Source organism: Streptococcus sp. HMSC066F01, from assembly GCF_001837335.1.
Taxonomy (GTDB): Bacteria; Bacillota; Bacilli; order Lactobacillales; family Streptococcaceae; genus Streptococcus; species Streptococcus oralis_S.
The window spans coordinates 200609-224467 of record NZ_KV832119.1; the positions used below are offsets into that span (position 1 = coordinate 200609).

Sequence of the window (23859 nt, forward strand, 5' to 3'; positions counted from 1 at the left end):
TTTCTAATCCTCTTTACGCATAAAATAGAGGAGGGTTTGGAGTTCGCTTGTCAAATCAACATACTGAACGACAACATCTTTTGGGAGGTGAAGGTGAACAGGGGAAAAGCTGAGAATACCTTTTATACCAGCATCAACCAAAAGATTGGCAACTTCTTGTGATTTAACACTTGGAACTGTTAGGATAGCAGTTTTGACATCTGCTTCTTTGATTTTTTCTTTAATCTGAGAGATACCATAGATTGGAATCCCATCAGGCGTCTGGCTTCCAACTTCTGGATGGTCATCTAGGTCAAAGGCCATGATAATTTTCATCTTGTTACGCTCATGGAAGCGGTAGTGGAGAAGGGCATGGCCCATATTTCCAATCCCAACCAACATAACATTTGTAATGGAGTTATCATTTAGGAGGTCAGCAAAAAAATTCATCAATTTTTTGACATCGTAACCAAAACCTCGACGACCTAGTTCACCAAAATAGGAAAAATCCCGACGAACGGTCGCAGAATCGATACCGATAGCCTCTGCAATTTGCTTGGAGTTGGCACGTTCGATTTTTTCTGCATGAAATCGCTTGAAAATTCGGTAGTAAAGAGAGAGTCTTTTTGCTGTTGCTTTTGGAATAGCAGACTGTTTATCTTTCACAAAATCACAACCTTTCTATTCTTCTATTTTATAGAAACATTGTGAAAAAATCAACAAAAACAAGAAAAAACTAAGAAATTTCTTAGTTTTTATCTGAAAAATGAGCTTGTGATAGAAAACGGTAGAGATCGCCAACCAATCCTTGATAAATCACCTTATCATTCAGCGTTAAGGAGCTGATTAGGAGAGTATCAGGTAGGGTCACACAGCCAGATAGAGATAACATGAGCTCTTCGTAATCCTTATATTCAAGTATACGTTCTACGTGATAGTTATCTTGATAGGTAAGTCGATACATAGTCAATTATCTTTTTTCTTTAGTGAAGATACCGCGTTCTACAAGGCTGTCCATGAGGAAGTAGAATTTTTCTTGATGAATGTGGTGGTCTTCTGATTTAAAGATATTGACCAAACGAAGACCAGACTTGTCAGTGATATTGAGTTTAGCACCTGTAAGGTCTTTATTGATGATGATTTTTAGGTTGAAGCCTTCACCGCTGTTAGGCACTTTCTCAAGCAAACGAGTCAGTTCGAAGTTTCCAACTTTTGTTTCAAAGAAAGTATTATCTTTCAGTGTGAACTTTTTGACAGTTGGGCTAAGTGTATAGTCGTAGCGGCAGTTTTGTAGTTTAATGGTTTTTTCGAATGCCATTAGATTAATCTCCAATAATATTTTTTAAGGTTTGTGCGAGTTGTTTCAGTTCTTCTTCGGTATTAAGAGGAGAGAGACTGATACGGACAGATTCTTTCAAACGAGGCGAATCGGGCCCATAAAAAGCTTCAAGCACATGACTGGTTTGCACAATACCAGCAGTACAAGCCGAACCGGTAGAAATTGAAATTCCTTCAAGATCTAACCGTAGTAAGAGCAAATCATTTTTTTGACCAGGAAAGCCAATGTTGACAACATAAGGTAGTTGGTGGTTGCTTTCATTGAGATAGTAGTCTAAATCAGCAATTTCTTCTAAAAAAGTAGCTTTGAGTGCGCTTAGTTTTTGGTAATGCTCAACTTGGTCATTTAAATCCTCTTTGAGAGCAACGACCATACCTACAATAGCAGCGAGATTTTCTGTTCCAGCCCGTTTCTTTAGTTCTTGGTCTCCACCGTGAAGGTAGGAATCAAAGTCCGCGGAAGAGGCATAAAGAAAGCCAACTCCTTTTGGCCCATGGAATTTGTGGGCAGAAGCACTGAGGAAATCAATTCCTAACTCCTCTGGATGGATAGGAATTTTCCCAATAGCTTGAACAGCATCTACATGATATGCAGAAGGATGATCTTTTAAAATACGTCCAATCTCAGCGATAGGTAAGAGACTTCCTGTTTCATTATTAGTATACATGGTGGAAACGAGAATGGTATCGTCACGTAAGGCTTCTTGAATTTGCTGAGCAGTTATTTCTTGATTTACTGGTTGGATGATGGTCGCTTCAAAACCAAAATGTTGAACCAGATAATCGATAGTTTCAAGCACAGAATGGTGTTCAATAGCTGTCGTGATGATATGTTTTCCACGATTTTGATGACGGAGACAATAGCCAATAATGGCTGTATTGTTACTTTCTGTACCACCAGACGTAAAAAAGATATGTTGAGGTTTGGTTCCTAGTAAGTGAGCTAAGTCTTGACGAGCCTCTCGCAAGAGTTTGCCAGCCTGCCGACCATGGCCATGAATACTAGAAGGATTACCATGAGTTTCTTGCATGACCTTGGTCATTTCAGAAATAGCTACTGCTGACATAGGAGTCGTAGCAGCATTGTCCAAATAAATCAAATAATCACCTTATTTCTTTTTGTTGTAAGCAAAGAGTGGGCTGACTGGTTTTCTTTCGTGAATGCGGACGATAGCATCACCAATTAATTCGCTAGCAGTAATGTAACATACATTTTCTGGAGTTCTTTCTTTGGTTGCTACAGAGTCCGTTACAAGGATTTCTTTAATGTTAGTTGCGTCTAGAAGGTCTGCTGCACCTTCAACAAATAAACCGTGACTAGATACCGCATAGATTTCAGTTGCCCCTTCGCGTTCAACGATTTTTGCTGCTTCAGAGAAAGTACGACCAGTATTTAGGATGTCGTCAATCAAGATAGCTTTCTTGCCTTCAACATCCCCAATGATATAGCCTTCGTTACGATCAGAATCGTCTTGGGCGTAGTCAATGATAGCGATAGGAGCATCAAGGTATTCAGCCAAACTACGAGCACGTTTAACACCAGAGTTCTTTGGACTAACAACAACAACATCAGAGCCAAGAAGTCCTTTATCACAGTAGTGCTTAGCAAATAGAGGAACAGTATAAAGATTATCTACAGGAATATCAAAGAAACCTTGGACTTGAACAGCGTGGAGGTCCAGCGTTAGAACACGGCTTACACCAGCTTTGACAAGCATATTGGCAACCAGTTTCGCAGTGAGGGGTTCACGAGAAGAAGCGATACGATCCTGACGCGCATAACCAAAGTAAGGAAGGACAACGTTGATACTATGAGCACTTGCACGTACACAAGCATCAACCATGATCAACAACTCCATCAAGTGGTTGCTAACAGGGTAGCTGGTTGACTGGATGATGTAGACATCGTAACCACGGACACTTTCTTCAATGTTGACCTGGATTTCGCCGTCAGAAAATTGTCGAGAGGATAACTTCCCGAGAGGTACACCAACTGTATCCGCAATCTTTTGAGCGATTTCATGGTTAGAGTTTAGGGTGAAAAGTTTCATGTTGTTTCTATCTGACATTATAGACCGTCCTCTGTAAACTTTGCGAATCTTCTCTGAGAAAGTTTTGTTTTTCAAAGCCAGATTCTTTTATTTTTATCTTTTCTATTTTACCAAAAAAAGGAGATTATTTCAGCTTTTTTTCATGCTTTTAATAAAACGAATTAATTTTGATGGAGCTTTCTGATAGGTTATCTGATTTTCATCTAAAAATCTCTGAAAATCTGCTTTCCCTTTTTCATGGTCAGTGACTTCAAGCTCTAGTTCATAGTCCGCCTGGGAAAAGTAGTGACTTTCATCTAAGGCCATTAAGCCAATCTCAGTTTTCATTTCATAACGCAGAGTTGAAAGGCAGCCTAGAACAAGCCAGTCATGGCTTTCGATGCCAATCTTAGCGAGTTTCTCTAGAACGATCCCTGGAGGTAGTTTTTGTTTTTGTAGGTACGATTCAGCTTCTGGAAGAGTTAGTTTCTGGTTGTATTCCATATTTCCTACAGTTTGAGGTACTTTTAAGGTCAATTCTGCCCAATCTGAAAAGGTGCGAATGCGCATGGCAACCCTCTTTTCACGCAATTGGAAATCTGGTGTGTCAATGTAGTAGTTTTTCTGAAAGACGGGTTGGATATGGGAAAACTGTTTTTTTAGATGATCATATTCCTCTTTTTTCAGAAGTGTTTTCAATTCTATTTCTAAATGTTTCATTTTTTCAACCTTTTCTATATCTTTGAAAGCGATTTATGGTATAATGGACAATGTATTTATTGTATACGAATGTACTGAAAAAATCAAAGATTTTCGACGGAGCAATCAAACATTACAAGGGAGAAAGTATGACCATAGAATGGGAAGAATTTTTAGATCCTTACATTCAGGCTGTTGGTGAATTGAAGATTAAACTTCGAGGAATTCGCAAACAGTATCGTAAGCAAAACAAGCATTCTCCGATTGAGTTTGTAACGGGTCGGGTAAAACCGATTGAAAGTATCAAAGAAAAGATGGCTCGTCGAGGAATTACCTATGCAAGTCTAGAACATGATCTGCAAGACATTGCTGGTTTACGTGTCATGGTTCAGTTTGTTGATGACGTTAAAGAAGTAGTTGAGATTCTACGTAAACGTCAAGATATGAGAGTCGTTCAGGAACGAGACTATATCACTCATCGTAAGGCTTCGGGCTATCGTTCTTATCACGTGGTTGTCGAGTACACGGTTGATACGATCAACGGAGCGAAGACGATTTTGGCGGAAATTCAAATACGGACTTTAGCCATGAATTTCTGGGCTACGATTGAACACTCGCTCAATTATAAATATCAGGGCGATTTTCCAGAAGAAATCAGGAAAAGACTGGAAATCACGGCCAAAATAGCCTATCAACTGGATGAAGAAATGGGTAAGATTCGTGATGATATCCAGGAAGCGCAGGCTCTCTTTGATCCATTGAGCAGAAAACTAAACGATGGTGTAGGAAATAGTGACGATACAGATGAAGAATACAGGTAAACGAGTTGACCTCATAGCAAATAGAAAGCCACAAAGTCAGAAGGTCTTGCATGAGCTGAGGGAAAAACTCAAGAAACAACATTTTATACTGAACGATACCAATCCCGACATCGTTATTTCTATTGGTGGCGACGGGATGCTTTTGTCTGCCTTTCACAAGTATGAGAATCAGTTAGACAAGGTTCGATTTGTAGGTGTTCATACAGGGCATTTGGGATTTTACACAGATTATCGTGATTTTGAGTTGGACCAGTTGGTTGCCAATCTCCAACTGGATTCTGGAGCCAAGGTTTCTTATCCAGTCCTAAATGTCAAAGTGACTCTTGAAAACGGTGATGTAAAAACCTTCCGTGCTCTAAATGAAGCGAGCATCCGTCGGTCAGACCGCACCATGGTTGCAGATATCATCATTAACCACGTTCCATTCGAGCGCTTTCGTGGAGATGGTGTGACTGTTTCAACGCCGACGGGAAGTACCGCCTACAACAAGTCCTTGGGTGGAGCTGTCTTGCATCCGACCATTGAAGCCTTGCAGTTGACGGAAATAGCAAGTCTTAACAACCGAGTCTATCGTACTCTGGGATCATCGATCATTATTCCCAAAAAAGATAAAATTGAACTTCTGCCAACACGCAATGATTACCACACGATATCAGTCGATAACAGCGTCTATTCCTTCCGTAATATCGAACGGATTGAGTATCAAATCGACCATCACAAGATTCACTTCGTAGCGACTCCAAGCCACACTAGCTTCTGGAATCGTGTTAAAGATGCCTTCATCGGCGAGGTGGATGAATGAGGTTCGAATTTATCGCAGATGACCACGTCAAAGTCAAAACTTTCCTCAAGAAACATGAGGTTTCCAAGGGACTTTTGGCTAAGATTAAGTTTCGAGGCGGAGCTATACGGGTCAATGGCAAACCACAAAATGCGACTTATCTCTTAGATATTGGAGACAAGGTAACTATTGACATTCCAGCAGAGGAAGGATTTGAGAGCCTTGAAGCTATTGATCGACCACTCGATATCTTGTATGAGGATGACCATTTTCTGGTTTTGAATAAGCCTTATGGAGTAGCATCCATCCCCAGTGTCAATCATTCCAATACCATTGCCAATTTTATCAAGGGCTACTATGTTAAACAGGAATATGAAAATCAGCAAGTTCACATCGTGACTAGGCTTGATAGAGATACTTCTGGTTTGATGCTTTTTGCCAAGCACGGCTACGCTCATGCACGTTTAGACAAGCAACTGCAACGAAAGTCTATCGAAAAACGTTACTTTGCCTTGGTTAAGGGCAATGGGGATTTGGAACCAGAAGGGGAGATTATCGCCCCGATTGCTCGTGATGTGGACTCCATTATCACGAGAAGGGTTGCAAAGGGTGGAAAATATGCCCATACCTCTTACAAAGTTGTAGCGTCTTATGGAGATGTTCACTTGGTCGATATTCAACTGCATACTGGACGAACTCATCAGATCCGAGTACATTTCTCTCATATTGGTTTCCCCTTGTTGGGAGATGATCTCTATGGTGGCAGCCTAGACGACGGCATTCAACGACAGGCCTTGCATTGCCATTTCTTATCATTTTATCATCCCTTCTTGGAGCGTCAGCTAGAGCTCGAAAGCCCCTTGCCAGATGATTTTAACAATCTTATTACTCAGTTATCAACTAATACTCTTTAAAATCTATTTTGAGTATAATTAATTTTATTAAAGGAGAAAACTCATGGAAGTTTTTGAAAGTCTCAAAGCCAACCTGGTTGGTAAAAATGTACGCATCGTTCTCCCTGAAGGGAAAGAACCTCGTATCCTTCAAGCGACAAAACGTTTGGTTAAAGAAACAGATGTCATCCCAGTATTGCTTGGTAAACCTGAAAAAATTAAAATTTATCTTGAAATCGAAGGGATCATGGATGGTTATGAAGTAATTGATCCCCAACACTATCCTCAATTTGATGAAATGGTTGCTGCCTTAGTAGAGCGTCGTAAGGGCAAAATGACTGAAGAAGAAGCGCGTAAAGTTTTGGTTGAAGACGTCAACTACTTTGGTGTGATGCTAGTCTACTTGGGCTTGGTTGACGGTATGGTATCTGGTGCGATTCACTCAACTGCTTCAACAGTTCGTCCAGCCCTTCAAATCATTAAAACTCGTCCTAATGTTACTCGTACTTCAGGTGCCTTCTTGATGACTCGTGGTTCAGAACGTTATCTTTTCGGAGACTGTGCGATCAACATTAATCCTGATGCTGATGACTTAGCTGAAATTGCTATCAACTCGGCTATTACAGCTAAAATGTTTGGTATCGAACCCAAAATTGCTATGTTGAGCTATTCAAGTAAAGGTTCTGGTTTTGGTGAGAACGTTGATAAGGTAGTAGCAGCTACACAACTTGCGCACGAACTACGTCCAGATCTTGAAATAGATGGGGAATTGCAATTTGATGCGGCCTTCCACCCTGAAACGGCAGCTTTGAAAGCTCCAGGAAGTAAAGTAGCTGGACAAGCAACTGTATTCATCTTCCCAAGTATAGAAGCTGGAAATATCGGTTACAAGATTGCAGAACGTCTCGGTGGTTTCTCGGCTGTAGGTCCTGTTTTACAAGGTTTGAATAAGCCAGTTAATGACCTTTCACGTGGATGTAGCTCAGATGATGTATATAATCTTACACTAATTACTGCAGCTCAAGCGGTTCATCAATAAGAAATAGGCCTCTTTCCTTTAGGAAGAGGCTTTTTAGCGCTAAGAAAAGGACAGTTAGAAGCTTCTATGTTATACTAGATATATGTTAGATTTGAAAGAATACGGTGTTGACATGTGGCCAGAGGAGAAGATTTCCTCTTTCCGTGAGAAACTCCTCAACTGGTACGATGAAAACAAACGGGATTTACCCTGGCGAAGAAGTAAAAATCCTTATCACATCTGGGTTTCTGAAATCATGCTGCAGCAGACTAGGGTAGATACGGTTATTCCCTACTATGAACGATTCTTGGACTGGTTTCCAACTGTTGAAAGTCTGGCGAATGCCCCTGAAGAGCGTCTGCTGAAGGCTTGGGAAGGTTTGGGTTATTATTCTCGAGTGCGCAATATGCAGGCTGCAGCTCAGCAGATTATGACTGACTTTGGGGGGCAATTTCCAAATACCTATGAAGGAATATCTTGCCTGAAAGGGATTGGCCCTTACACTGCGGGAGCTATTTCCAGTATCGCTTTTAATTTGCCTGAGCCAGCGGTCGATGGCAATGTCATGCGAGTTTTGGCACGCTTGTTTGAGGTTAATCATGATATCGGAGTTCCCAGCAATCGAAAGATTTTCCAAGCTATGATGGAAATCTTGATTGACCCGAAACGACCAGGTGATTTTAACCAAGCTCTGATGGATTTAGGTTCTGACATAGAGGCTCCAGTTAATCCTCGACCTGAAGAAAGCCCTATTAGAGACTTTAGCGCAGCCTATCAGAAGGGAACCATGGATCGATATCCGATTAAAGAACCTAAGAAAAAACCTCTTCCAATTTATCTCAAGGCTTTGGTTGTGCGCAATGATAGAGGTCAATATTTACTAGAGAAAAATGAAAGCGAAAAACTGCTAGCTGGATTTTGGCATTTCCCCTTGATTGAAGTCGAAGAATTTTCTAGAGAAGATGATCAGTTAGATCTTTTTTCTCAAGTCAAAGAGGTAAGCAGTGCATTTGGACCAAGCCCCCAAGAAAGTTTTGAGCAGGATTATGATTTGGAGGTTGATTGGTCCCATCAAGTTTTTGAACAAGTCAAGCATGTCTTTAGTCATCGTAAATGGCATATTCAAATCCTATCAGGTCAGGTGACAGGATTAAAACAGTTCTCCGACAGAGAAATTCGCTGGCTATCCCCTAAAGAGTTTGCTGACTACCCCCTCGCTAAACCTCAACAAAAGATTTGGCAGGCTTATAAAACAGTTCTTGGAGATGGGGACTGGGATTAGCCATTTGTGTCTTCTTTCCATTTTTTTGTTATAATAGAAAAAGAAAAAGGTGATCTTATGAAAAAAATATTAATTGTAGATGATGAGAAACCAATCTCAGATATTATTAAGTTTAATATGGCCAAGGAAGGTTATGAAGTTGTAACAGCCTTCAATGGTCGTGAGGCAATCGAGCTATTTGAAGCTGAGCAACCAGATATTATTATCCTCGACTTAATGCTACCTGAAATTGATGGTTTAGAAGTTGCTAAAGCTATTCGTAAGACTAGTAGCGTGCCGATTATCATGCTATCAGCTAAGGATAGCGAGTTTGACAAGGTTATTGGTTTAGAGTTAGGTGCAGACGATTATGTTACAAAACCTTTCTCAAACCGTGAATTGCAGGCTCGTGTCAAGGCCCTGCTTCGTCGTACAGACCTAGTTTCTGTGGATAGCCAAGAGTCTGATGAGAAGAAGACGCAACCTTTACAAATTGGTGATTTGGAAATCGTTCCAGATGCTTACGTGGCGAAGAAATATGGTGAGGAATTAGATTTGACCCACCGTGAGTTTGAACTCTTGTATCACTTGGCGTCTCATATTGGTCAAGTGATTACGCGTGAACACTTGCTTGAGACTGTATGGGGTTATGACTATTTTGGTGATGTTCGTACAGTGGATGTGACCATTAGACGTTTGCGTGAAAAAATTGAAGATACTCCAAGCCGTCCAGAGTATATCCTCACCCGTCGTGGTGTTGGCTACTATATGAGAAATAATGATTGAAGATATTAGACAAACTATTCTGACCAGTGATTTTATCTTTATCTTGATTTTACTTGGCTTTATCTTGGTGGTGACCTTGCTGTTACTGGAAAATCGTCGAGATAATATCCGTCTCAAAGAGATAAATCAAAAGGTTAAGGACTTGATTGCAGGTGATTATTCTCAAGTTTTGGACTTACAAGGCAGTACAGAAATCACCAATATTAGCAATAACCTCAATGATTTGTCAGAAGTTATTCGTTTGACCCAAGAAAATCTGGAACAAGAGAGTAAAAGACTGCATAGTATTCTTTCTTACATGACAGATGGAGTGCTTGCGACCAATCGCCGTGGTCAAATTACCATGATTAATGACATGGCTAAGAAACAATTAGGTGTGCAGAAAGAAGATGTCCTTAACAAAAGCATTTTAGAATTGCTTAAGATAGAGGATGATTATGAACTGCGTGACCTGATTACACAGATTCCTGAGTTGATGATTGATTCCCAAGATGTGAATGGTGAATACCTGAGTATTCGTGTACGTTTCGCTCTGGTTCGCCGTGAGTCTGGATTCATCTCTGGTTTGGTTGCTGTTTTACATGATACGACCGAGCAGGAGAAGGAAGAACGCGAGCGAAGACTCTTCGTTTCAAACGTGAGTCATGAGTTGAGAACTCCTTTAACCAGTGTTAAATCTTATCTTGAAGCCTTGGACGAGGGAGCCTTGTATGATCCTGTTGCTCCTGATTTTATCAAGGTTTCACTCGATGAAACCAACCGTATGATGCGGATGGTGACAGATCTCTTGCATCTCTCTCGTATTGATAATGCGACAACTCAGTTAGATGTGGAGTTGATTAACTTTACGGCCTTCATCACCTTTATTCTTAACCGTTTTGACAAGATGAGAAGTCAGGATGAGGAGAAAAAATATGAGATTGTCAGAGATTATCCAATTAATTCAGTTTGGATTGAGATTGATACCGATAAGATGACTCAGGTGATTGATAATATTCTTAACAATGCCATCAAGTATTCACCAGATGGCGGCAAAATTACTGTTAGCATGAAGACCACTGATGACCAGATGATTTTATCCATCAAAGACCAAGGTCTAGGTATTCCAAAGCAAGATTTGCCGAAGATCTTTGACCGCTTCTACCGTGTGGATCGTGCAAGAAGCCGGGCTCAAGGTGGAACTGGTCTAGGTCTGGCCATCGCAAAAGAAATCATTAAACAACACAATGGTTTTATTTGGGCCAAAAGTGAATACGGTAAGGGTTCAACCTTTACCATAGTGCTCCCTTATGATAAGGATGCCGTAAAAGAAGAAATATGGGAGGACGAAATAGAAGATTAGAATGAGTGAAAAGGGCTTTAAATACAGTATCTTAGCGTCAGGTTCCAGTGGAAATTCCTTTTATCTGGAAACCCCAAAAAAGAAAATCCTAATAGATGCGGGCTTGTCTGGTAAAAAAATTACTAGCCTGCTAGCTGAAATCAATCGCAAACCTGAAGATCTGGATGCGATTCTGATTACGCATGAGCATTCAGACCATATCCACGGAGTCGGTGTCTTGGCTCGTAAATACGGTATGGATCTTTACGCCAATGAAAAGACTTGGCAGGCTATGGAAAATAGTAAGTATCTTGGTAAGGTGGACTCTTCGCAGAAGCATATCTTTGAAATGGGCAAAACCAAAACCTTTGGCGATATCGACATTGAGAGTTTTGGGGTTAGCCATGATGCGGCAGCACCACAGTTTTACCGATTTATGAAAGACGACAAGAGCTTCGTCATGCTGACCGATACAGGTTATGTTAGTGACCGTATGGCTGGAATAGTCGAAAATGCGGATGGTTACCTCATCGAGTCCAACCACGATGTGGAGATTTTGCGAGCAGGATCTTACGCTTGGCGTCTCAAACAGCGAATTCTATCGGATCTCGGTCACCTTTCTAACGAAGACGGTGCTGAGGCCATGATTCGTGCAATGGGAAATCGAACAAAGAAAATCTATCTTGGTCACTTGTCCAAAGAGAACAATATCAAGGAGCTGGCTCATATGACTATGGTCAACCAGCTAGCGCAAGCTGATCTGGGAGTCGGAGTAGACTTTAAGGTTTACGATACCTCACCAGATACTGCAACACCATTGACAGATATATAAAAAAGAAGGCGAGTGCCTTCTTTTTTATATATTTTTACAATCCAGCAAAGTCCTTGATTTCTTGTGCGGACATGGAAGAGTCGCAACGGACATTGATTTGTCCATCTGCAATGTGAACGAAGCCTGGTACAGTTGGGATTCCATAGCGTGAACGGAATTCTTGTAACTCATTGAGTTGGCTTGGTTCTTCACTGTTGATGAAGTAGATGTGAGCTTTAGTTTCAGCTACGACAGCTGACAAGGTACCTGCGAATTTACGGCAGTAAGGGCAAGTTTTGCGACCGATAAAGAAGGTTGCAGTTTCTTTTTTATCAAGAGCTTCTTGTGCACGCGCAACTGTAGTGACTTCAAGGTCTTTAATGTTTTCTAAAAATTGTTCCATGAGATTACCTCGCTTTCATTGATAAGTCTAGTATGCCATAAAGTTTCTAAAAATGCTTAGATTTGATACGAAAAAAAGATGAGATTGGTTGGTCTCATCTTTTATAATTTTTTATTTTACAAACGCATTGATTTCTGCTTCAATGTTGGCAATCTTAGCTTGTGAATCTTCATTGCTTTCACCCACAACGGCAATGTAGAATTTGATTTTTGGTTCAGTACCAGAAGGGCGAACAGCAATCCATGAACCGTCAGCAAGTGTATATTTCAAAACATCACTTGGAGGAGTTGTCAAGTTTGTAACAGTACCGTCAGCAGCAGTAGCAGTTTGAGCCTTGAAGTCTTCTACGACAGTGATAGCTGTTGCGTTCCATTCTTTTGGAGCATTGTTACGGAACTTAGCCATAATGGCTTTGATTTGTTCTGCACCATCAACACCAGAAAGGGTAACAGAGATAGTCTTTTCAGCGTAGTAGCCGTACTCTTTGTAGATTTCTTCGATACCGTCAGCAAGTGTCAAACCACGTGAACGATAGTAGGCAGCAAGTTCAGCAACGACAAGAACGGCTTGGATGGCGTCTTTATCACGTACGAATGGTTTGATTAAGTAACCGAAGCTTTCTTCAAATCCCATCATGTAAGTGTGATTGTGTTTTTCTTCAAATTCTTGAATTTTTTCAGCGATAAATTTGAAACCTGTCAAAACGTTGAACATGGTTGCGCCGTAGCTTTCAGCAATCTTCGTTACCAAGTCAGTTGATACAATTGATTTGCAGAGAGCAGCATTTTCAGGAAGAGTTCCAGCATTTTTGTGTGCTTCCAAGATGTATTTAGCCATGATAGCGCCGATTTGGTTACCTGAAAGGTTGAGATAGCTTCCATCTTTTTGAAGGACTTCAACACCAACACGGTCAGCATCAGGGTCAGTTGCCACAAGAACATCAGCGCCAACTTGACGACCAAGTTCTTCAGCAAGGGCAAAGGCAGCTTGGCTTTCTGGGTTTGGAGATTTCACAGTTGAGAAGTCAGGATCTGCAGTTGCTTGTGCTTCAACGACTTGAACTGAGTCAAATCCAGCTTGAGCAAGAGCACGACGAGCCAACATTTCACCCGTACCATGAAGTGGTGTGTAGACAATCTTCATGTCTTTACCGAATTCTTCAATCAAGGCTGGGTTGATGTTTACGTCCTTAACTTCTTTAAGGTATTCTGCATCAACAGCTTCGCCAATGACTTCAATCAAGCCAGAAGCTTTTTCAGCTTCCACATCAGCAACTTCCACAGCAAATGGATTTTCGATTCCACGAATATAAGTAGTTAAAGCGTCCGCATCGTGTGGAGGCATTTGTCCACCGTCTTCTCCATAAACCTTGTAACCGTTAAATGGAGCAGGGTTATGGCTGGCAGTAATCATGATACCTGCAAAACAGTTGAGGTGACGAACTGCAAATGAGAGTTCTGGAGTGGGACGGAGGCTTTCAAATACGTAAGATTTGATACCGTGTTTGGCAAGAACTGCCGCAGATTCAAAGGCAAACTCAGGTGAGAAGTGACGGCTATCGTAGGCAATTGCTACACCACGTTCTTTTTCATTTCCACCTTTTGACTCAATCAAACGAGCCAAACCTTCAGTTGCTTGACGAACAACATAGATATTGATACGATTTGTACCAGCACCGATCAAACCACGCATACCAGCAGTACCAAATTCAAGATTGGTATAAAAGGCGTCTTCCTTAGTTTTTTCGTCCATATTTTCCAAATCTTGACGAAGGTAGTCTGGAAGATCAGCAAAATCGAGCCATTTTTGATAATTTTCTTGGTAAGTCATAGAGTGTCTCCTTTGTTTATTTGCTTTAATCGCTTTCATTATATCACGATTTGACATTTTAGTAAAACGTTAGCATAACTTAAAATGTAGGAAATTTACTTATGCACTTTAGCGGGAAAATGGTGGGGACTTTGCTTACTTATACTAAGTTAGCGATGAAAATTAATTATTAGATTCTTTATAACATGAAAGTTTATGATTCATTTTGTAGGTTTGTTGAAGAAAAAAATCAAAAATATTGTTATATTCTATTCTTTTTATAAAGAATCCTTTAATGTATCAAATGAACATATAGAAAAATTTAAGTTAAAACTCTATAAATTTAAGATATTTTGAAAATATCTGGTTTCTGTTTTGATTTTTATTCTGCGTATGGTAAAATATAGTAAATCATTAAAGGAGAATCCATTATGAAAAAAATTCTTAAGCATTCTGCCTTGCTTTTATCAGCTTTAGCACTGGTTGCCTGTGGAGCTCAAAAAAAAGTAAGCGACAATGGTACAGCTTCAAACTCTAATTTTGAGGTTTCTGTAAAAGACGGTATGTATGTATTGCCTAAAGATGAGGATTCATCATCAACATACCTTGCACTTCAAGTCGAAATCAAGAACAATCGTGATAAACAGTTTAGTTTTACTAGCCAAGATATCACGCTATACAATGAAAAGGATGAAAAATTACAACCAATTCAAGTTTATGAAAGCGACAGTAAAACTAAATTTATGTCATATGGTGACAGTCTTTCTAAAGGAAAGAGCGTTGCTGGTTATGTAGTGTATGAAGTCGATAAGAATGCTAAGTATGAACTTCACTTTGCACCTAGCTTTTACGATGACATCAAAGAAAATTCTAAAAAGAATAACGATGTAGCAATCAAGGTGGATCCAAGTCAGTATGAAGACAATATTGATGAAGCGAAAGATGTAATGAAAAAATATGTCGATGCTGTTTACCTTAATGGGGAAAGCTCTGGTGGTGGAACGAACCTAAGTGCTACTGACAAAAAGTCGCAAGTTGTAGCACTTGCTGATGATAAAAAATCTTCTGATAATAGTGCTGAATTCACAAACGATGCGAAAGCTGATAAAGAAGAGTTTATCAAGAAATTTACAGAGTCATTCGGAAAAGGTTTCTATAACTACAAACCATCTGATTCAGAACTTAGAACATTCGCAGATGCCTACATCAAAGCAAATGCTAAGAGAGCAAAAGTTGATTACAAGGTGAAGACATACTTGCCTGATTATGCTGTTGTTTATGTTAGACCAGAAACAATCGACTTGGATAACTTGAATGTTTATGAATTGAGCCGTAAATTCTACGAAGAAAACAAAGGTAAATATAGCAACTACTCTGAAGCTATGAAAGCTGGTGAAAAATACATTTTAGAAAATGCACCGAGTCAATTTGATTCAACTCCTCTAGACACTAGTGATAACATGAAGAAAGAGGGTTATGAAATTAAAATGACCAAGAAAGATGGAAAATGGACCATCGATACCTCTTCTAAAAACTATGAATTGAAAGATATGGCTCGCACATTCCGTGGAGGCATTGGATACTAAGATGAAAGGTTCGAGTTTATGACTCGAACTTTTTTCATTGCAATTGTGCAAAAGAGAAAAAGATAGTAAAATAGATGTATGATTATTTTACAAGCTAATAAAATTGAACGTTCTTTTGCAGGAGAGGTTCTTTTTGATAATATCAACCTGCAAGTTGATGAACGAGACCGGATTGCCCTCGTTGGGAAAAATGGGGCAGGTAAGTCCACTCTTTTGAAGATTTTGGTTGGGGAAGAGGAGCCGACCAGTGGAGAAATCAATAAGAAAAAAGATGTTTCTCTGTCTTACCTAGCCCAAGATAGCCGTTTTGAGTCTGAAAATACCATTTATGATGAAATGCTTCACGTCTTTGATGACTTGCGTCGGACTGAGAAGCAACTTCGTCAGATGGAACTGGAGATGGGTGAAAAGTCTGGTGAAGATCTGGATAAACTGATGGCGGATTATGATCGTTTATCAGAGAACTTCCGTCAGGCTGGTGGCTTTACCTACGAAGCTGATATCCGTGCTATCTTAAATGGATTCAAGTTTGACGAGTCTATGTGGCAGATGAAAATTGACGAGCTTTCTGGTGGCCAAAATACTCGTCTGGCACTGGCTAAAATGCTCCTTGAAAAGCCCAATCTCTTGGTCTTGGACGAACCAACCAACCACTTGGATATTGAAACCATAGCCTGGCTAGAGAATTACTTAGTGAACTATAGCGGTGCCCTCATTATTGTCAGCCACGACCGTTACTTTTTGGACAAGGTTGCGACTGTTACACTGGATTTGACCAAGCATTCCTTAGATCGTTATGTAGGCAATTACTCTCGCTTTGTTGAGTTAAAGGAGCAAAAGCTAGCTACAGAGGCAAAAAACTATGAAAAGCAACAGAAGGAAATCGCGGCTCTAGAAGACTTTGTCAATCGCAATCTAGTCCGAGCTTCAACGACTAAACGTGCTCAATCTCGCCGTAAACAACTAGAAAAAATGGAGCGTTTGGACAAACCTGAAACTAGTAAGAAATCAGCCAATATAACCTTCCAGTCTGAAAAAACATCAGGTAATATCGTTTTAACCGTTGAAAATGCGGCCATTGGCTATGATGGGGAAATATTGTCAGAGCCTATCAACCTTGACCTCCGTAAGATGAATGCTGTTGCCATCGTAGGACCAAATGGTATTGGCAAATCAACCTTTATCAAGTCTATTGTGGACCAGATTCCTTTTATCAAGGGAGAGAAGCGTTTTGGTGCCAATGTTGAGGTTGGATACTATGATCAGACTCAAAGTAAGCTAACACCAAGTAATACTGTTCTGGATGAACTTTGGAATGATTTTAAACTGACACCAGAAGTTGAGATCCGCAACCGCCTTGGTGCCTTCCTCTTCTCTGGTGATGATGTTAAAAAGTCAGTCGGAATGCTGTCTGGTGGTGAACGAGCTCGTCTGTTGCTTGCCAAACTTTCAATGGAAAACAACAATTTCTTGATTTTGGACGAGCCGACCAACCACTTGGATATTGATAGCAAGGAAGTCTTGGAAAATGCCTTGATTGACTTTGATGGAACCCTTCTTTTTGTGAGCCACGACCGTTACTTTATCAATCGTGTAGCCACTCATGTACTGGAATTGTCTGAGAGTGGTTCAACCCTCTACCTTGGAGATTATGACTACTATGTTGATAAAAAGGCTGAAATAGAAGTCAGCCATACAGAGGAAGCTTCAATGAGTAATCAAGCAAAAGAAGCAAGTCCAGCTAATGACTACCAAGCTCAGAAAGAAAGTCAAAAAGAAGTTCGCAAACTCATGCGACAAATCGAAAATCTAGAAGCTGAAATCGAAGAGTTAGAAACTCAAAGTCAAGCCATTTCTGAACAAATGCTAGAAACCAACGATGCTGAAAAGCTCATGGATTTGCAGGCTGAACTGGATAAAATCAGCCATCGTCAGGAAGAAGCTATGCTTGAGTGGGAAGAATTATCGGAGCAGGTATAAGAAATGGAACATCTTGGAAAGGTATTTCGTGAATTTCGAACAAGTGGGAAGTACTCCTTGAAAGAGGCGGCAGGAGAATCATGTTCAACCTCTCAATTATCTCGCTTCGAGCTTGGGGAGTCTGATCTAGCAGTTTCTCGTTTCTTTGAGATTTTGGACAATATTCATGTGACTATTGAAAATTTCATGGACAAGGCTAGAGATTTTCAAAATCATGAACATGTTGCCTTGATGGCACAGATTATTCCGCTTTACTACTCAAATAATATTGCAGGTTTTCAAAAGCTTCAAAGAGAACAACTTGAAAAGGCTAAGAGTTCGACCAATCCCCTCTATTTTGAGCTGAATTGGATTCTGCTATAAGGTCTGATTTGTCAAAGAGATGCTCATTACAGGATGAGGCAGAGTGATTTGGAAAAGGTAGCAGATTATCTTTTTCAAACAGAAGAATGGACCATGTATGAGTTGATTCTTTTCGGAAATCTCTATACTTTCTACAATGTGGACTATGTAGCTCGGATTGGCAGAGAAGTGATGGAGAGGGAAGACTACTACAAGGAAATTGGTCGGCATCGTAAACTCGTTTTGATTCTAGCTCTTAACTGTTACCAGCATTGTTTGGAAAACCGTTCCTTTGCGGATGCGGACTATTTTGAGGGCTATGTGGAGAAGTTGATTGGAAATGGTATCAAGCTTTATTAGCGCAATATCTTCAATTATCTCAAAGGTTTCGCCCTCTACCAGAGAGACTTGAAAGAAGAGGGTTGTAGTCAGATGCAGGAGGCTATGCATATTTTTGATGTGCTTGGACTTCCAGAGCAAGTGGCTTACTATCAGGAACATTATGAAAAATTTGTAAATGCTTAAATTTCCCAAATAAGGGAAAAATAAAGAGACTCCTTTCAGTTTTGATACAATAGTTTCAAAATTTGAGAGGAGCTTTTTATATGAATCGACATGCAATCCAGTTGATTAGTCGTGGTGCTATTAATAAGATAGGGAATATGCTCTATGATTATGGAAATAGTGTTTGGTTAGCATCAATGGGGACGATAGGACAGACTGTTCTTGGGATTTATCAAATTTCTGAACTCGTCACATCGATTCTGGTCAATCCCTTTGGCGGAGTGATTTCAGACCGCTTTTCGCGTCGCAAAATTTTGATGACGACGGACTTGATTTGTGGCGTTCTTTGCTTAGCTATTTCTTTCATCAGAAATGATAGCTTGATGATTGCTGCTCTGATCCTCGCAAATATTGTTCAGGCGGTTGCCTTTGCATTTTCTCGTACAGCTAACAAAGCCATTATAACTGAAGTTGTAGAAAAAGAAGAGATTGTGACCTATAATGCTCGCTTAGAGCTCGTTTTGCAGGTTGTAGGCGTTAGCTCCCCTGTACTTTCTTTCATCGTTTTACAATTTGCCAGTCTCCATATGACGCTTGTTTTAGATGCCATTAGTTTTTTCATCGCATTTATCTTAGTAGCTTTCCTCCCCAAAAAAGAGGCTAAGGAGCAAGTGAAAAGGACTCTCAGCTGGAAAAATATTTTTGCTGATATGAAAGAAGGGATTCGCTATATTTGGCGCCAGCAAGAAATTTTTTTCCTTTTGTTAGTCGCTTCCAGCGTTAATTTCTTTTTTGCAGCTTTTGAATTTCTCCTCCCTTTTTCAAATCGACTATACGGGATAGGAGGAGCTTATGCAACTATTTTGACTATGGGCGCTATTGGTTCGATTATCGGAGCTCTTCTAGCTAGCAAAATCAAGGCAGGTGTTTATAATCTTTTGATTCTATTGGCCTTGACTGGAGTTGGAGTTTTTATGATGGGGTTACCACTGCCAACTTTTCTTTCCTTTTCTGGAAATTTAGTTTGTGAACTGTTTATGACGATATTTAATATTCACTTTTTTACTCAGGTTCAAACCAAGGTTGAGGGGGAATACTTGGGAAGAGTCCTAAGCACCATTTTTACCTTAGCCATCCTATTTATGCCGATTGCAAAAGGCTTTATGACAGTGCTGCCAAGTGTCCATCTCTCTTCTTTTCTGATAATTGGAAGCGGTGTTATCATCCTGTCTTGTTTATCCCTCGTTTATGTGCGAAGTCATTTTGAAAAAGAGTTATAATTTCTCTTTTTTTAGAAAATATTACACTACAAACCATTTTTCAGTCCTTCTCTATTGTGAGGAGGGCTTGCTTTGTGGTAAAATGGGATTATGAATGAAAGAATGAATGAGTTAGTTGCCTTACTTAACCGCTATGCGACCGAGTACTATACGAGTGACAATCCCTCGGTTTCAGATAGCGAGTATGATCGCCTCTACCGAGAGTTGGTCGAATTGGAAGTCGCCTATCCAGATCAAGTTTTAGCGGACAGTCCGACCCATCGTGTTGGTGGTAAGGTTTTAGATGGTTTTGAAAAATACAGTCATCAGTATCCTCTTTATAGTTTGCAGGATGCTTTTTCACGTGAAGAGTTAGAAGCTTTTGATGCGCGTGTTCGAAAGGAATTACCCCATCCAATCTATATCTGTGAGCTGAAAATCGATGGTTTGTCTATCTCGCTTACGTATGAAAAGGGAATTTTGGTAGTCGGTGCGACACGTGGGGATGGTTCTGTTGGTGAAAATATCACAGAGAATCTCAAGCGTGTCAAGGACATTCCTTTGACCTTGCCAGAAGAACTTGATATCACTGTTCGTGGAGAGTGTTACATGCCACGCGCTTCATTTGACCAGGTCAACCAAGCTCGCCAAGAAAATGGGGAGCCTGAATTTGCCAATCCTCGTAACGCGGCAGCAGGCACCTTGCGTCAGTTGGATACAGCAGTAGTTGCCAAGCGTAACCTTGCGACTTTCCTCTATCAAGAAGCCAGCCCTTCTACTCGTGATAGCCAAGAAAAGGTCTTGAAGCATCTTGAACAGCTTGGTTTTGTAGTTAATCCGAAGCGAATTCTGGCTGAAAGTATAGATGAAATATGGGATTTTATCCAAGAAGTAGGACAAGAACGAGAGAAACTGCCCTACGATATCGATGGGGTGGTCATCAAGGTTAATGACCTAGCAGGTCAAGAAGAGCTTGGCTTTACCGTTAAAGCACCCAAGTGGGCAATCGCCTATAAATTTCCTGCTGAAGAAAAAGAAGCTCAACTCCTTTCAGTTGACTGGACAGTAGGTCGTACGGGTGTTGTGACCCCGACTGCCAATCTAACACCTGTTCAGCTTGCTGGGACAACTGTTAGCCGTGCAACACTGCACAATGTAGATTATATCGCTGAAAAGGATATCCGCAAAGATGATACGGTTATCGTTTATAAGGCTGGAGATATCATCCCTGCTGTTCTGCGTGTGGTAGAGTCTAAACGTGTTTCTGAAGAAAAACTAGATATTCCGACTAACTGTCCGAGCTGTGACAGTCAGTTGCTTCATTTTGAAGATGAAGTGGCTCTTCGTTGTATCAATCCACGATGTCCTGCCCAAATCATGGAAGGTTTGATTCACTTTGCTTCTCGAGACGCCATGAATATTACAGGGCTTGGTCCATCTATTGTTGAAAAGCTTTTTGCTGCTAATCTGGTTAAGGATGTGGCAGATATTTACCATTTGAAAGAAGACGATTTCCTTCTTTTAGAGGGCGTCAAGGAAAAGTCTGCTTCTAAACTATATCAGGCCATTCAAGCATCCAAGGAAAACTCTGCTGAAAAGCTCTTGTTTGGTCTGGGAATTCGCCATGTCGGAAGCAAGGCTAGTCAGCTCTTGCTCCAACATTTCCACTCTATTGAAAATCTAGCCCAAGCTGATCCAGAGGAAGTAGCAAGTATCGAGAGCTTGGGTAGTGTGATTGCTCAAAGTCTTCAGACTTATTTTGCAACAGAAGGCTCGAAGATTCTCTTATGCGAGTTGAAAGAAACTGGAGTTAATCTGGACTACAAAGGGCAGACAGTAGTAGCAGATGCAGCCTTGTCAGGTTTGACAGTTGTATTAACAGGAAAATTGGAACGTCTCACACGTTCTGAAGCCAAAAATAAACTCGAAATCCTTGGTGCTAAAGTTACAGGCAGTGTATCTAAGAAAACGAATCTTGTCGTAGCAGGAGCAGATGCAGGAAGCAAGCTCCAAAAAGCACAAGAACTTGGTATCGAAGTTCGAGATGAAGCTTGGCTAGAAAGTTTGTAAAGAATAGTTGAAAACTAGATGTTAGATAGTCTGAAACTATCTCTCCTGATGTGTTTTTATATCTATTAATGCTATTCTCTATTGTGCTGAAATTCCCGCTAAATTCTTCAGCACTACATAAAAAAATTGAAATTAGGAATTAGGAAAAGAAATGTATAGATACCCAGTAGTCATCCATTTTCACCGAAAAAATGGGGATTATGATGCTTGTTCATTCAGTAGAAAACAGGCAGATGTTAAAGAAAATTTGTATTATGAAAATGACTATTTTGGAGCAAAATTCTCCTTTACAGTTACAAGTGCAGAAAGGCTCGATACTCTGACCTTTTCTGTCGAAATAGATGGAAAGACAAAAGATTATCTCCTACGGTTTAACTATTATCCACTGTTGACTGAGGTTTGGATTTTGGATGGTGATGAGACGGTTTATTATTCTGAAAATCCAGCCATTGCAAGTTCTTGCTATAAAGATCGAAACCCGTTTGCTTTTGATAAAGCCTTTCACAGTGAAAGTTTTGATCACCATTGGGGATACCAAGGAGAGTTGGGGTATAGTATCTCTGACTACCAGACAAGCTTTAAACTCTGGGCTCCAACCGCTACAGCAGTCCAAGTGGTCGTTTATGAAAATACAAGTAACGACGCGCCGATTTGGAAAACCTTTAATCTTGAGCGTGGGAATAGCTATTCATACAGTCATAAGTACAATACCATTGGTGTTTGGAGTGTAGATTTAGACGAAAATCTTGCAGGTAAAGCTTATCAGTATCAGATTGAGTTTCCACACCATCAGACTTTGACACGAGATCCTTACACTATTGCTACAAGCCCTGACGGGAAACGTTCCGTCATTATCTCTCAGCAAGATAGACAGGTAGAAGGATTTAAAGTCAAGCATGGGACAGACGCTCCTTGGCGTTTGGAAAACCCATGTAAAGCGGTTATCTGTGAGATGCACATTCGTGATTTTACAAAATCGCCAACATCTGGAGTTCCAGAAAATCTTCGAGGGACCTTCCTTGGTGCTGCCCAGACAGGAACGACCAACCAATTCGACCAAGCAACCGCCTTTGACTATATCAAAGAACTCGGCTGTAATTATGTTCAGCTCCAACCAATCTTTGATCGCCATAAGGAATACGACGAGGACGGAAATGTAACCTATAACTGGGGTTATGATCCTCAAAACTACAATGCCCCAGAACCAAGTTTCTCTAGTAACCCAGATGATCCTGGACAGGTTATTCGAGACCTCAAGACCATGATTCAGGCATATCACGATGCAGGAATCGGTGTCATTATGGATGTCGTTTATAACCATACCTTCTCAACGGTCGATGCACCTTTCCAAACAACTGTTCCTGATTATTACTATCGTATGAATCCAGATGGAACCTTCCAAAACGGAACAGGTGTTGGAAATGAAACCGCAAGCGAACACGAAATGTACCGTAAGTACATGATTGACTCACTCCTTTATTGGGTGAAAGAATACAATATTGACGGTTTCCGTTTTGACTTGATGGGAATTCACGATGTCAAAACCATGCAGGCAATTCGTTGGGCACTTGATGAAGTTGATCCACGTATTATCACCTATGGAGAAGGTTGGGATATGGGGATCGGTCTTGCGCCTTATGATAAGGCCAAGAAGGACAATGCCTACCAGATGCCAAATATTGGATTCTTCAATGATGATCAGCGTGATGCCATCAAAGGAGGAGAAGTTTATGGTTCAATCAAGGCAGGATTTGTTAGTGGTGCAGCTACAGAACCGATTGTAGCCAAAGCTATTCTTGGTAGCCGAGAGTTGGGCTCATATCTTAGTCCAAACCAAGTTCTTAACTATGTGGAAGCCCATGATAATTACAACTTGCATGATTTGTTAGTAACCCTTCATCCAGATTACAGTTCAGATAAGATTATGCGTCAGGTTGAGACAGCAACAGCGATGAGCGTTCTTATGCAAGGCATGTCCTTTATAGAGTTGGGTCAAGAATTTGGCCGCACCAAACTCCTTGCTACTGGAGAAAATGGTGAGCTGACTCCGGCAGATAGAGAACGCGCCATGAATAGTTATAATGCTCCAGATAGTGTCAACCAGGTCAACTGGGATTTAATCAATGAGAGACAAGAGAGCATTGAATTTATCCGTCAGATTATTCGTC

At 40.5% G+C, this 23859-nt stretch carries 21 protein-coding genes and 1 pseudogene; 14 read left to right on the top strand and 8 right to left on the bottom strand.

Going from position 1 to position 23859, the window contains the following annotated elements; translation table 11 throughout:
* Positions 1-3: 3 nt before the first annotated feature.
* From HMPREF2655_RS08210 to HMPREF2655_RS08235, 6 genes are all read right to left on the bottom strand, one after another.
* Positions 4-645, bottom strand: coding sequence for a redox-sensing transcriptional repressor Rex (locus tag HMPREF2655_RS08210; protein WP_000653409.1), 642 nt, complete (start codon positions 643-645; stop codon positions 4-6).
* Positions 646-727: 82 nt separating this feature from the next.
* Positions 728-943 carry a DUF4649 family protein gene (locus tag HMPREF2655_RS08215; protein WP_000286091.1) on the bottom strand — a complete coding sequence of 72 codons (216 nt, stop codon included), beginning with the start codon at positions 941-943 and terminating at the stop codon, positions 728-730.
* Between the two features lie 6 nt (positions 944-949).
* Complete coding sequence (locus tag HMPREF2655_RS08220) at positions 950-1297, bottom strand: DUF1831 domain-containing protein (RefSeq protein ID WP_045591263.1); 348 nt, start codon at positions 1295-1297, stop codon at positions 950-952.
* Positions 1298-1301: 4 nt separating this feature from the next.
* A complete protein-coding gene (locus HMPREF2655_RS08225) occupies positions 1302-2417 on the bottom strand; it encodes a cysteine desulfurase family protein (protein WP_070838531.1) in 1116 nt (371 codons plus the stop codon).
* A gap of 9 nt (positions 2418-2426) precedes the next feature.
* On the bottom strand, positions 2427-3386 hold the full coding sequence (locus HMPREF2655_RS08230; RefSeq protein WP_001283843.1) for a ribose-phosphate diphosphokinase: 960 nt from the start codon (positions 3384-3386) through the stop codon (positions 2427-2429).
* A 111-nt stretch (positions 3387-3497) separates the two neighbouring features.
* Entirely contained in the window at positions 3498-4067 is a 570-nt protein-coding gene (locus HMPREF2655_RS08235) for a CYTH domain-containing protein (RefSeq protein WP_070838533.1), read from the bottom strand.
* Positions 4068-4195: 128 nt separating this feature from the next.
* On the opposite strand from HMPREF2655_RS08235, the gene HMPREF2655_RS08240 reads away from it, so the two are divergent.
* The 8 genes from HMPREF2655_RS08240 (at position 4196) to HMPREF2655_RS08275 (ending at position 11759) form a co-directional block, all read left to right on the top strand.
* Positions 4196-4867, top strand: coding sequence for a GTP diphosphokinase (locus tag HMPREF2655_RS08240; protein WP_000151555.1), 672 nt, complete (start codon positions 4196-4198; stop codon positions 4865-4867).
* On the top strand, positions 4851-5669 hold the full coding sequence (locus HMPREF2655_RS08245; protein WP_070838535.1) for an NAD kinase: 819 nt from the start codon (positions 4851-4853) through the stop codon (positions 5667-5669). Before HMPREF2655_RS08240 ends, HMPREF2655_RS08245 begins: the two co-directional genes overlap by 17 nt.
* A complete protein-coding gene (locus tag HMPREF2655_RS08250) occupies positions 5666-6562 on the top strand; it encodes an RluA family pseudouridine synthase (protein ID WP_070838537.1) in 897 nt (298 codons plus the stop codon). The genes HMPREF2655_RS08245 and HMPREF2655_RS08250 overlap by 4 nt, the downstream gene beginning before the upstream one ends.
* Before the next feature lie 43 nt (positions 6563-6605).
* Entirely contained in the window at positions 6606-7580 is a 975-nt protein-coding gene (gene pta, locus HMPREF2655_RS08255; protein WP_049549926.1) for a phosphate acetyltransferase, read from the top strand.
* A gap of 82 nt (positions 7581-7662) precedes the next feature.
* Positions 7663-8841 carry an A/G-specific adenine glycosylase gene (gene mutY / locus HMPREF2655_RS08260; protein ID WP_070800489.1) on the top strand — a complete coding sequence of 393 codons (1179 nt, stop codon included), beginning with the start codon at positions 7663-7665 and terminating at the stop codon, positions 8839-8841.
* Between the two features lie 57 nt (positions 8842-8898).
* Positions 8899-9606: a response regulator YycF gene (gene yycF, locus HMPREF2655_RS08265; protein WP_000722058.1), complete on the top strand. Its 708-nt coding sequence runs from the start codon at positions 8899-8901 to the stop codon at positions 9604-9606.
* The gene (vicK, locus tag HMPREF2655_RS08270; RefSeq protein ID WP_070838539.1) at positions 9599-10948 is read left to right on the top strand and encodes a cell wall metabolism sensor histidine kinase VicK; all 1350 of its coding nucleotides are present in this window, start codon (positions 9599-9601) and stop codon (positions 10946-10948) included. Before yycF ends, vicK begins: the two co-directional genes overlap by 8 nt.
* A 1-nt stretch (position 10949) precedes the next feature.
* Positions 10950-11759 (top strand): MBL fold metallo-hydrolase, encoded by an 810-nt coding sequence (locus tag HMPREF2655_RS08275; RefSeq protein WP_070838541.1) that lies wholly within the window; start codon positions 10950-10952, stop codon positions 11757-11759.
* Positions 11760-11793: 34 nt separating this feature from the next.
* On the opposite strand, the gene HMPREF2655_RS08280 is transcribed toward HMPREF2655_RS08275, so the two are convergent.
* Both HMPREF2655_RS08280 and HMPREF2655_RS08285 read right to left on the bottom strand, forming a co-directional pair.
* The gene (locus tag HMPREF2655_RS08280; protein WP_000434658.1) at positions 11794-12141 is read right to left on the bottom strand and encodes a thioredoxin; all 348 of its coding nucleotides are present in this window, start codon (positions 12139-12141) and stop codon (positions 11794-11796) included.
* A 111-nt stretch (positions 12142-12252) separates the two neighbouring features.
* Positions 12253-13971, bottom strand: a complete 1719-nt coding sequence (locus HMPREF2655_RS08285; RefSeq protein ID WP_000222125.1) for a phospho-sugar mutase — start codon at positions 13969-13971, stop codon at positions 12253-12255.
* Positions 13972-14381: 410 nt separating this feature from the next.
* On the opposite strand from HMPREF2655_RS08285, the gene HMPREF2655_RS08290 reads away from it, so the two are divergent.
* The 6 genes and pseudogenes from HMPREF2655_RS08290 to pulA all read left to right on the top strand — a co-directional run.
* Positions 14382-15536, top strand: coding sequence for a DUF4352 domain-containing protein (locus HMPREF2655_RS08290; protein WP_070838543.1), 1155 nt, complete (start codon positions 14382-14384; stop codon positions 15534-15536).
* Between the two features lie 78 nt (positions 15537-15614).
* A complete protein-coding gene (locus tag HMPREF2655_RS08295; protein WP_070838545.1) occupies positions 15615-17516 on the top strand; it encodes an ABC-F family ATP-binding cassette domain-containing protein in 1902 nt (633 codons plus the stop codon).
* A gap of 3 nt (positions 17517-17519) precedes the next feature.
* Positions 17520-18383, top strand: a pseudogene (locus HMPREF2655_RS10290) (MutR family transcriptional regulator).
* An 80-nt stretch (positions 18384-18463) separates the two neighbouring features.
* A complete protein-coding gene (locus HMPREF2655_RS08305) occupies positions 18464-19642 on the top strand; it encodes an MFS transporter (RefSeq protein WP_070838547.1) in 1179 nt (392 codons plus the stop codon).
* A gap of 90 nt (positions 19643-19732) precedes the next feature.
* Entirely contained in the window at positions 19733-21691 is a 1959-nt protein-coding gene (gene ligA / locus HMPREF2655_RS08310) for an NAD-dependent DNA ligase LigA (RefSeq protein ID WP_070838549.1), read from the top strand.
* A 151-nt stretch (positions 21692-21842) separates the two neighbouring features.
* Positions 21843-23859: type I pullulanase (gene pulA, locus HMPREF2655_RS08315; protein WP_070838551.1), on the top strand; the 2017-nt coding region annotated here is incomplete at its 3' end.

Excerpts from the sequence above, each read along its gene's own strand:
- HMPREF2655_RS08285 (WP_000222125.1), bottom strand. The coding sequence starts at position 13,971 with ATGACTTACCAAGAAAATTATCAAAAATGGCTCGATTTTGCTGATCTT.
- HMPREF2655_RS08280 (WP_000434658.1), bottom strand. The coding sequence starts at position 12,141 with ATGGAACAATTTTTAGAAAACATTAAAGACCTTGAAGTCACTACAGTT.
- HMPREF2655_RS08250 (WP_070838537.1), top strand. The coding sequence starts at position 5,666 with ATGAGGTTCGAATTTATCGCAGATGACCACGTCAAAGTCAAAACTTTC.
- HMPREF2655_RS08245 (WP_070838535.1), top strand. The coding sequence starts at position 4,851 with ATGAAGAATACAGGTAAACGAGTTGACCTCATAGCAAATAGAAAGCCA.
- yycF (WP_000722058.1), top strand. The coding sequence starts at position 8,899 with ATGAAAAAAATATTAATTGTAGATGATGAGAAACCAATCTCAGATATT.
- HMPREF2655_RS08220 (WP_045591263.1), bottom strand. The coding sequence starts at position 1,297 with ATGGCATTCGAAAAAACCATTAAACTACAAAACTGCCGCTACGACTAT.
- HMPREF2655_RS08215 (WP_000286091.1), bottom strand. The coding sequence starts at position 943 with ATGTATCGACTTACCTATCAAGATAACTATCACGTAGAACGTATACTT.
- HMPREF2655_RS08295 (WP_070838545.1), top strand. The coding sequence starts at position 15,615 with ATGATTATTTTACAAGCTAATAAAATTGAACGTTCTTTTGCAGGAGAG.
- mutY (WP_070800489.1), top strand. The coding sequence starts at position 7,663 with ATGTTAGATTTGAAAGAATACGGTGTTGACATGTGGCCAGAGGAGAAG.
- ligA (WP_070838549.1), top strand. The coding sequence starts at position 19,733 with ATGAATGAAAGAATGAATGAGTTAGTTGCCTTACTTAACCGCTATGCG.
- HMPREF2655_RS08305 (WP_070838547.1), top strand. The coding sequence starts at position 18,464 with ATGAATCGACATGCAATCCAGTTGATTAGTCGTGGTGCTATTAATAAG.
- HMPREF2655_RS08230 (WP_001283843.1), bottom strand. The coding sequence starts at position 3,386 with ATGTCAGATAGAAACAACATGAAACTTTTCACCCTAAACTCTAACCAT.
- pta (WP_049549926.1), top strand. The coding sequence starts at position 6,606 with ATGGAAGTTTTTGAAAGTCTCAAAGCCAACCTGGTTGGTAAAAATGTA.
- HMPREF2655_RS08240 (WP_000151555.1), top strand. The coding sequence starts at position 4,196 with ATGACCATAGAATGGGAAGAATTTTTAGATCCTTACATTCAGGCTGTT.
- HMPREF2655_RS08235 (WP_070838533.1), bottom strand. The coding sequence starts at position 4,067 with ATGAAACATTTAGAAATAGAATTGAAAACACTTCTGAAAAAAGAGGAA.
- vicK (WP_070838539.1), top strand. The coding sequence starts at position 9,599 with ATGATTGAAGATATTAGACAAACTATTCTGACCAGTGATTTTATCTTT.
- HMPREF2655_RS08290 (WP_070838543.1), top strand. The coding sequence starts at position 14,382 with ATGAAAAAAATTCTTAAGCATTCTGCCTTGCTTTTATCAGCTTTAGCA.
- HMPREF2655_RS08275 (WP_070838541.1), top strand. The coding sequence starts at position 10,950 with ATGAGTGAAAAGGGCTTTAAATACAGTATCTTAGCGTCAGGTTCCAGT.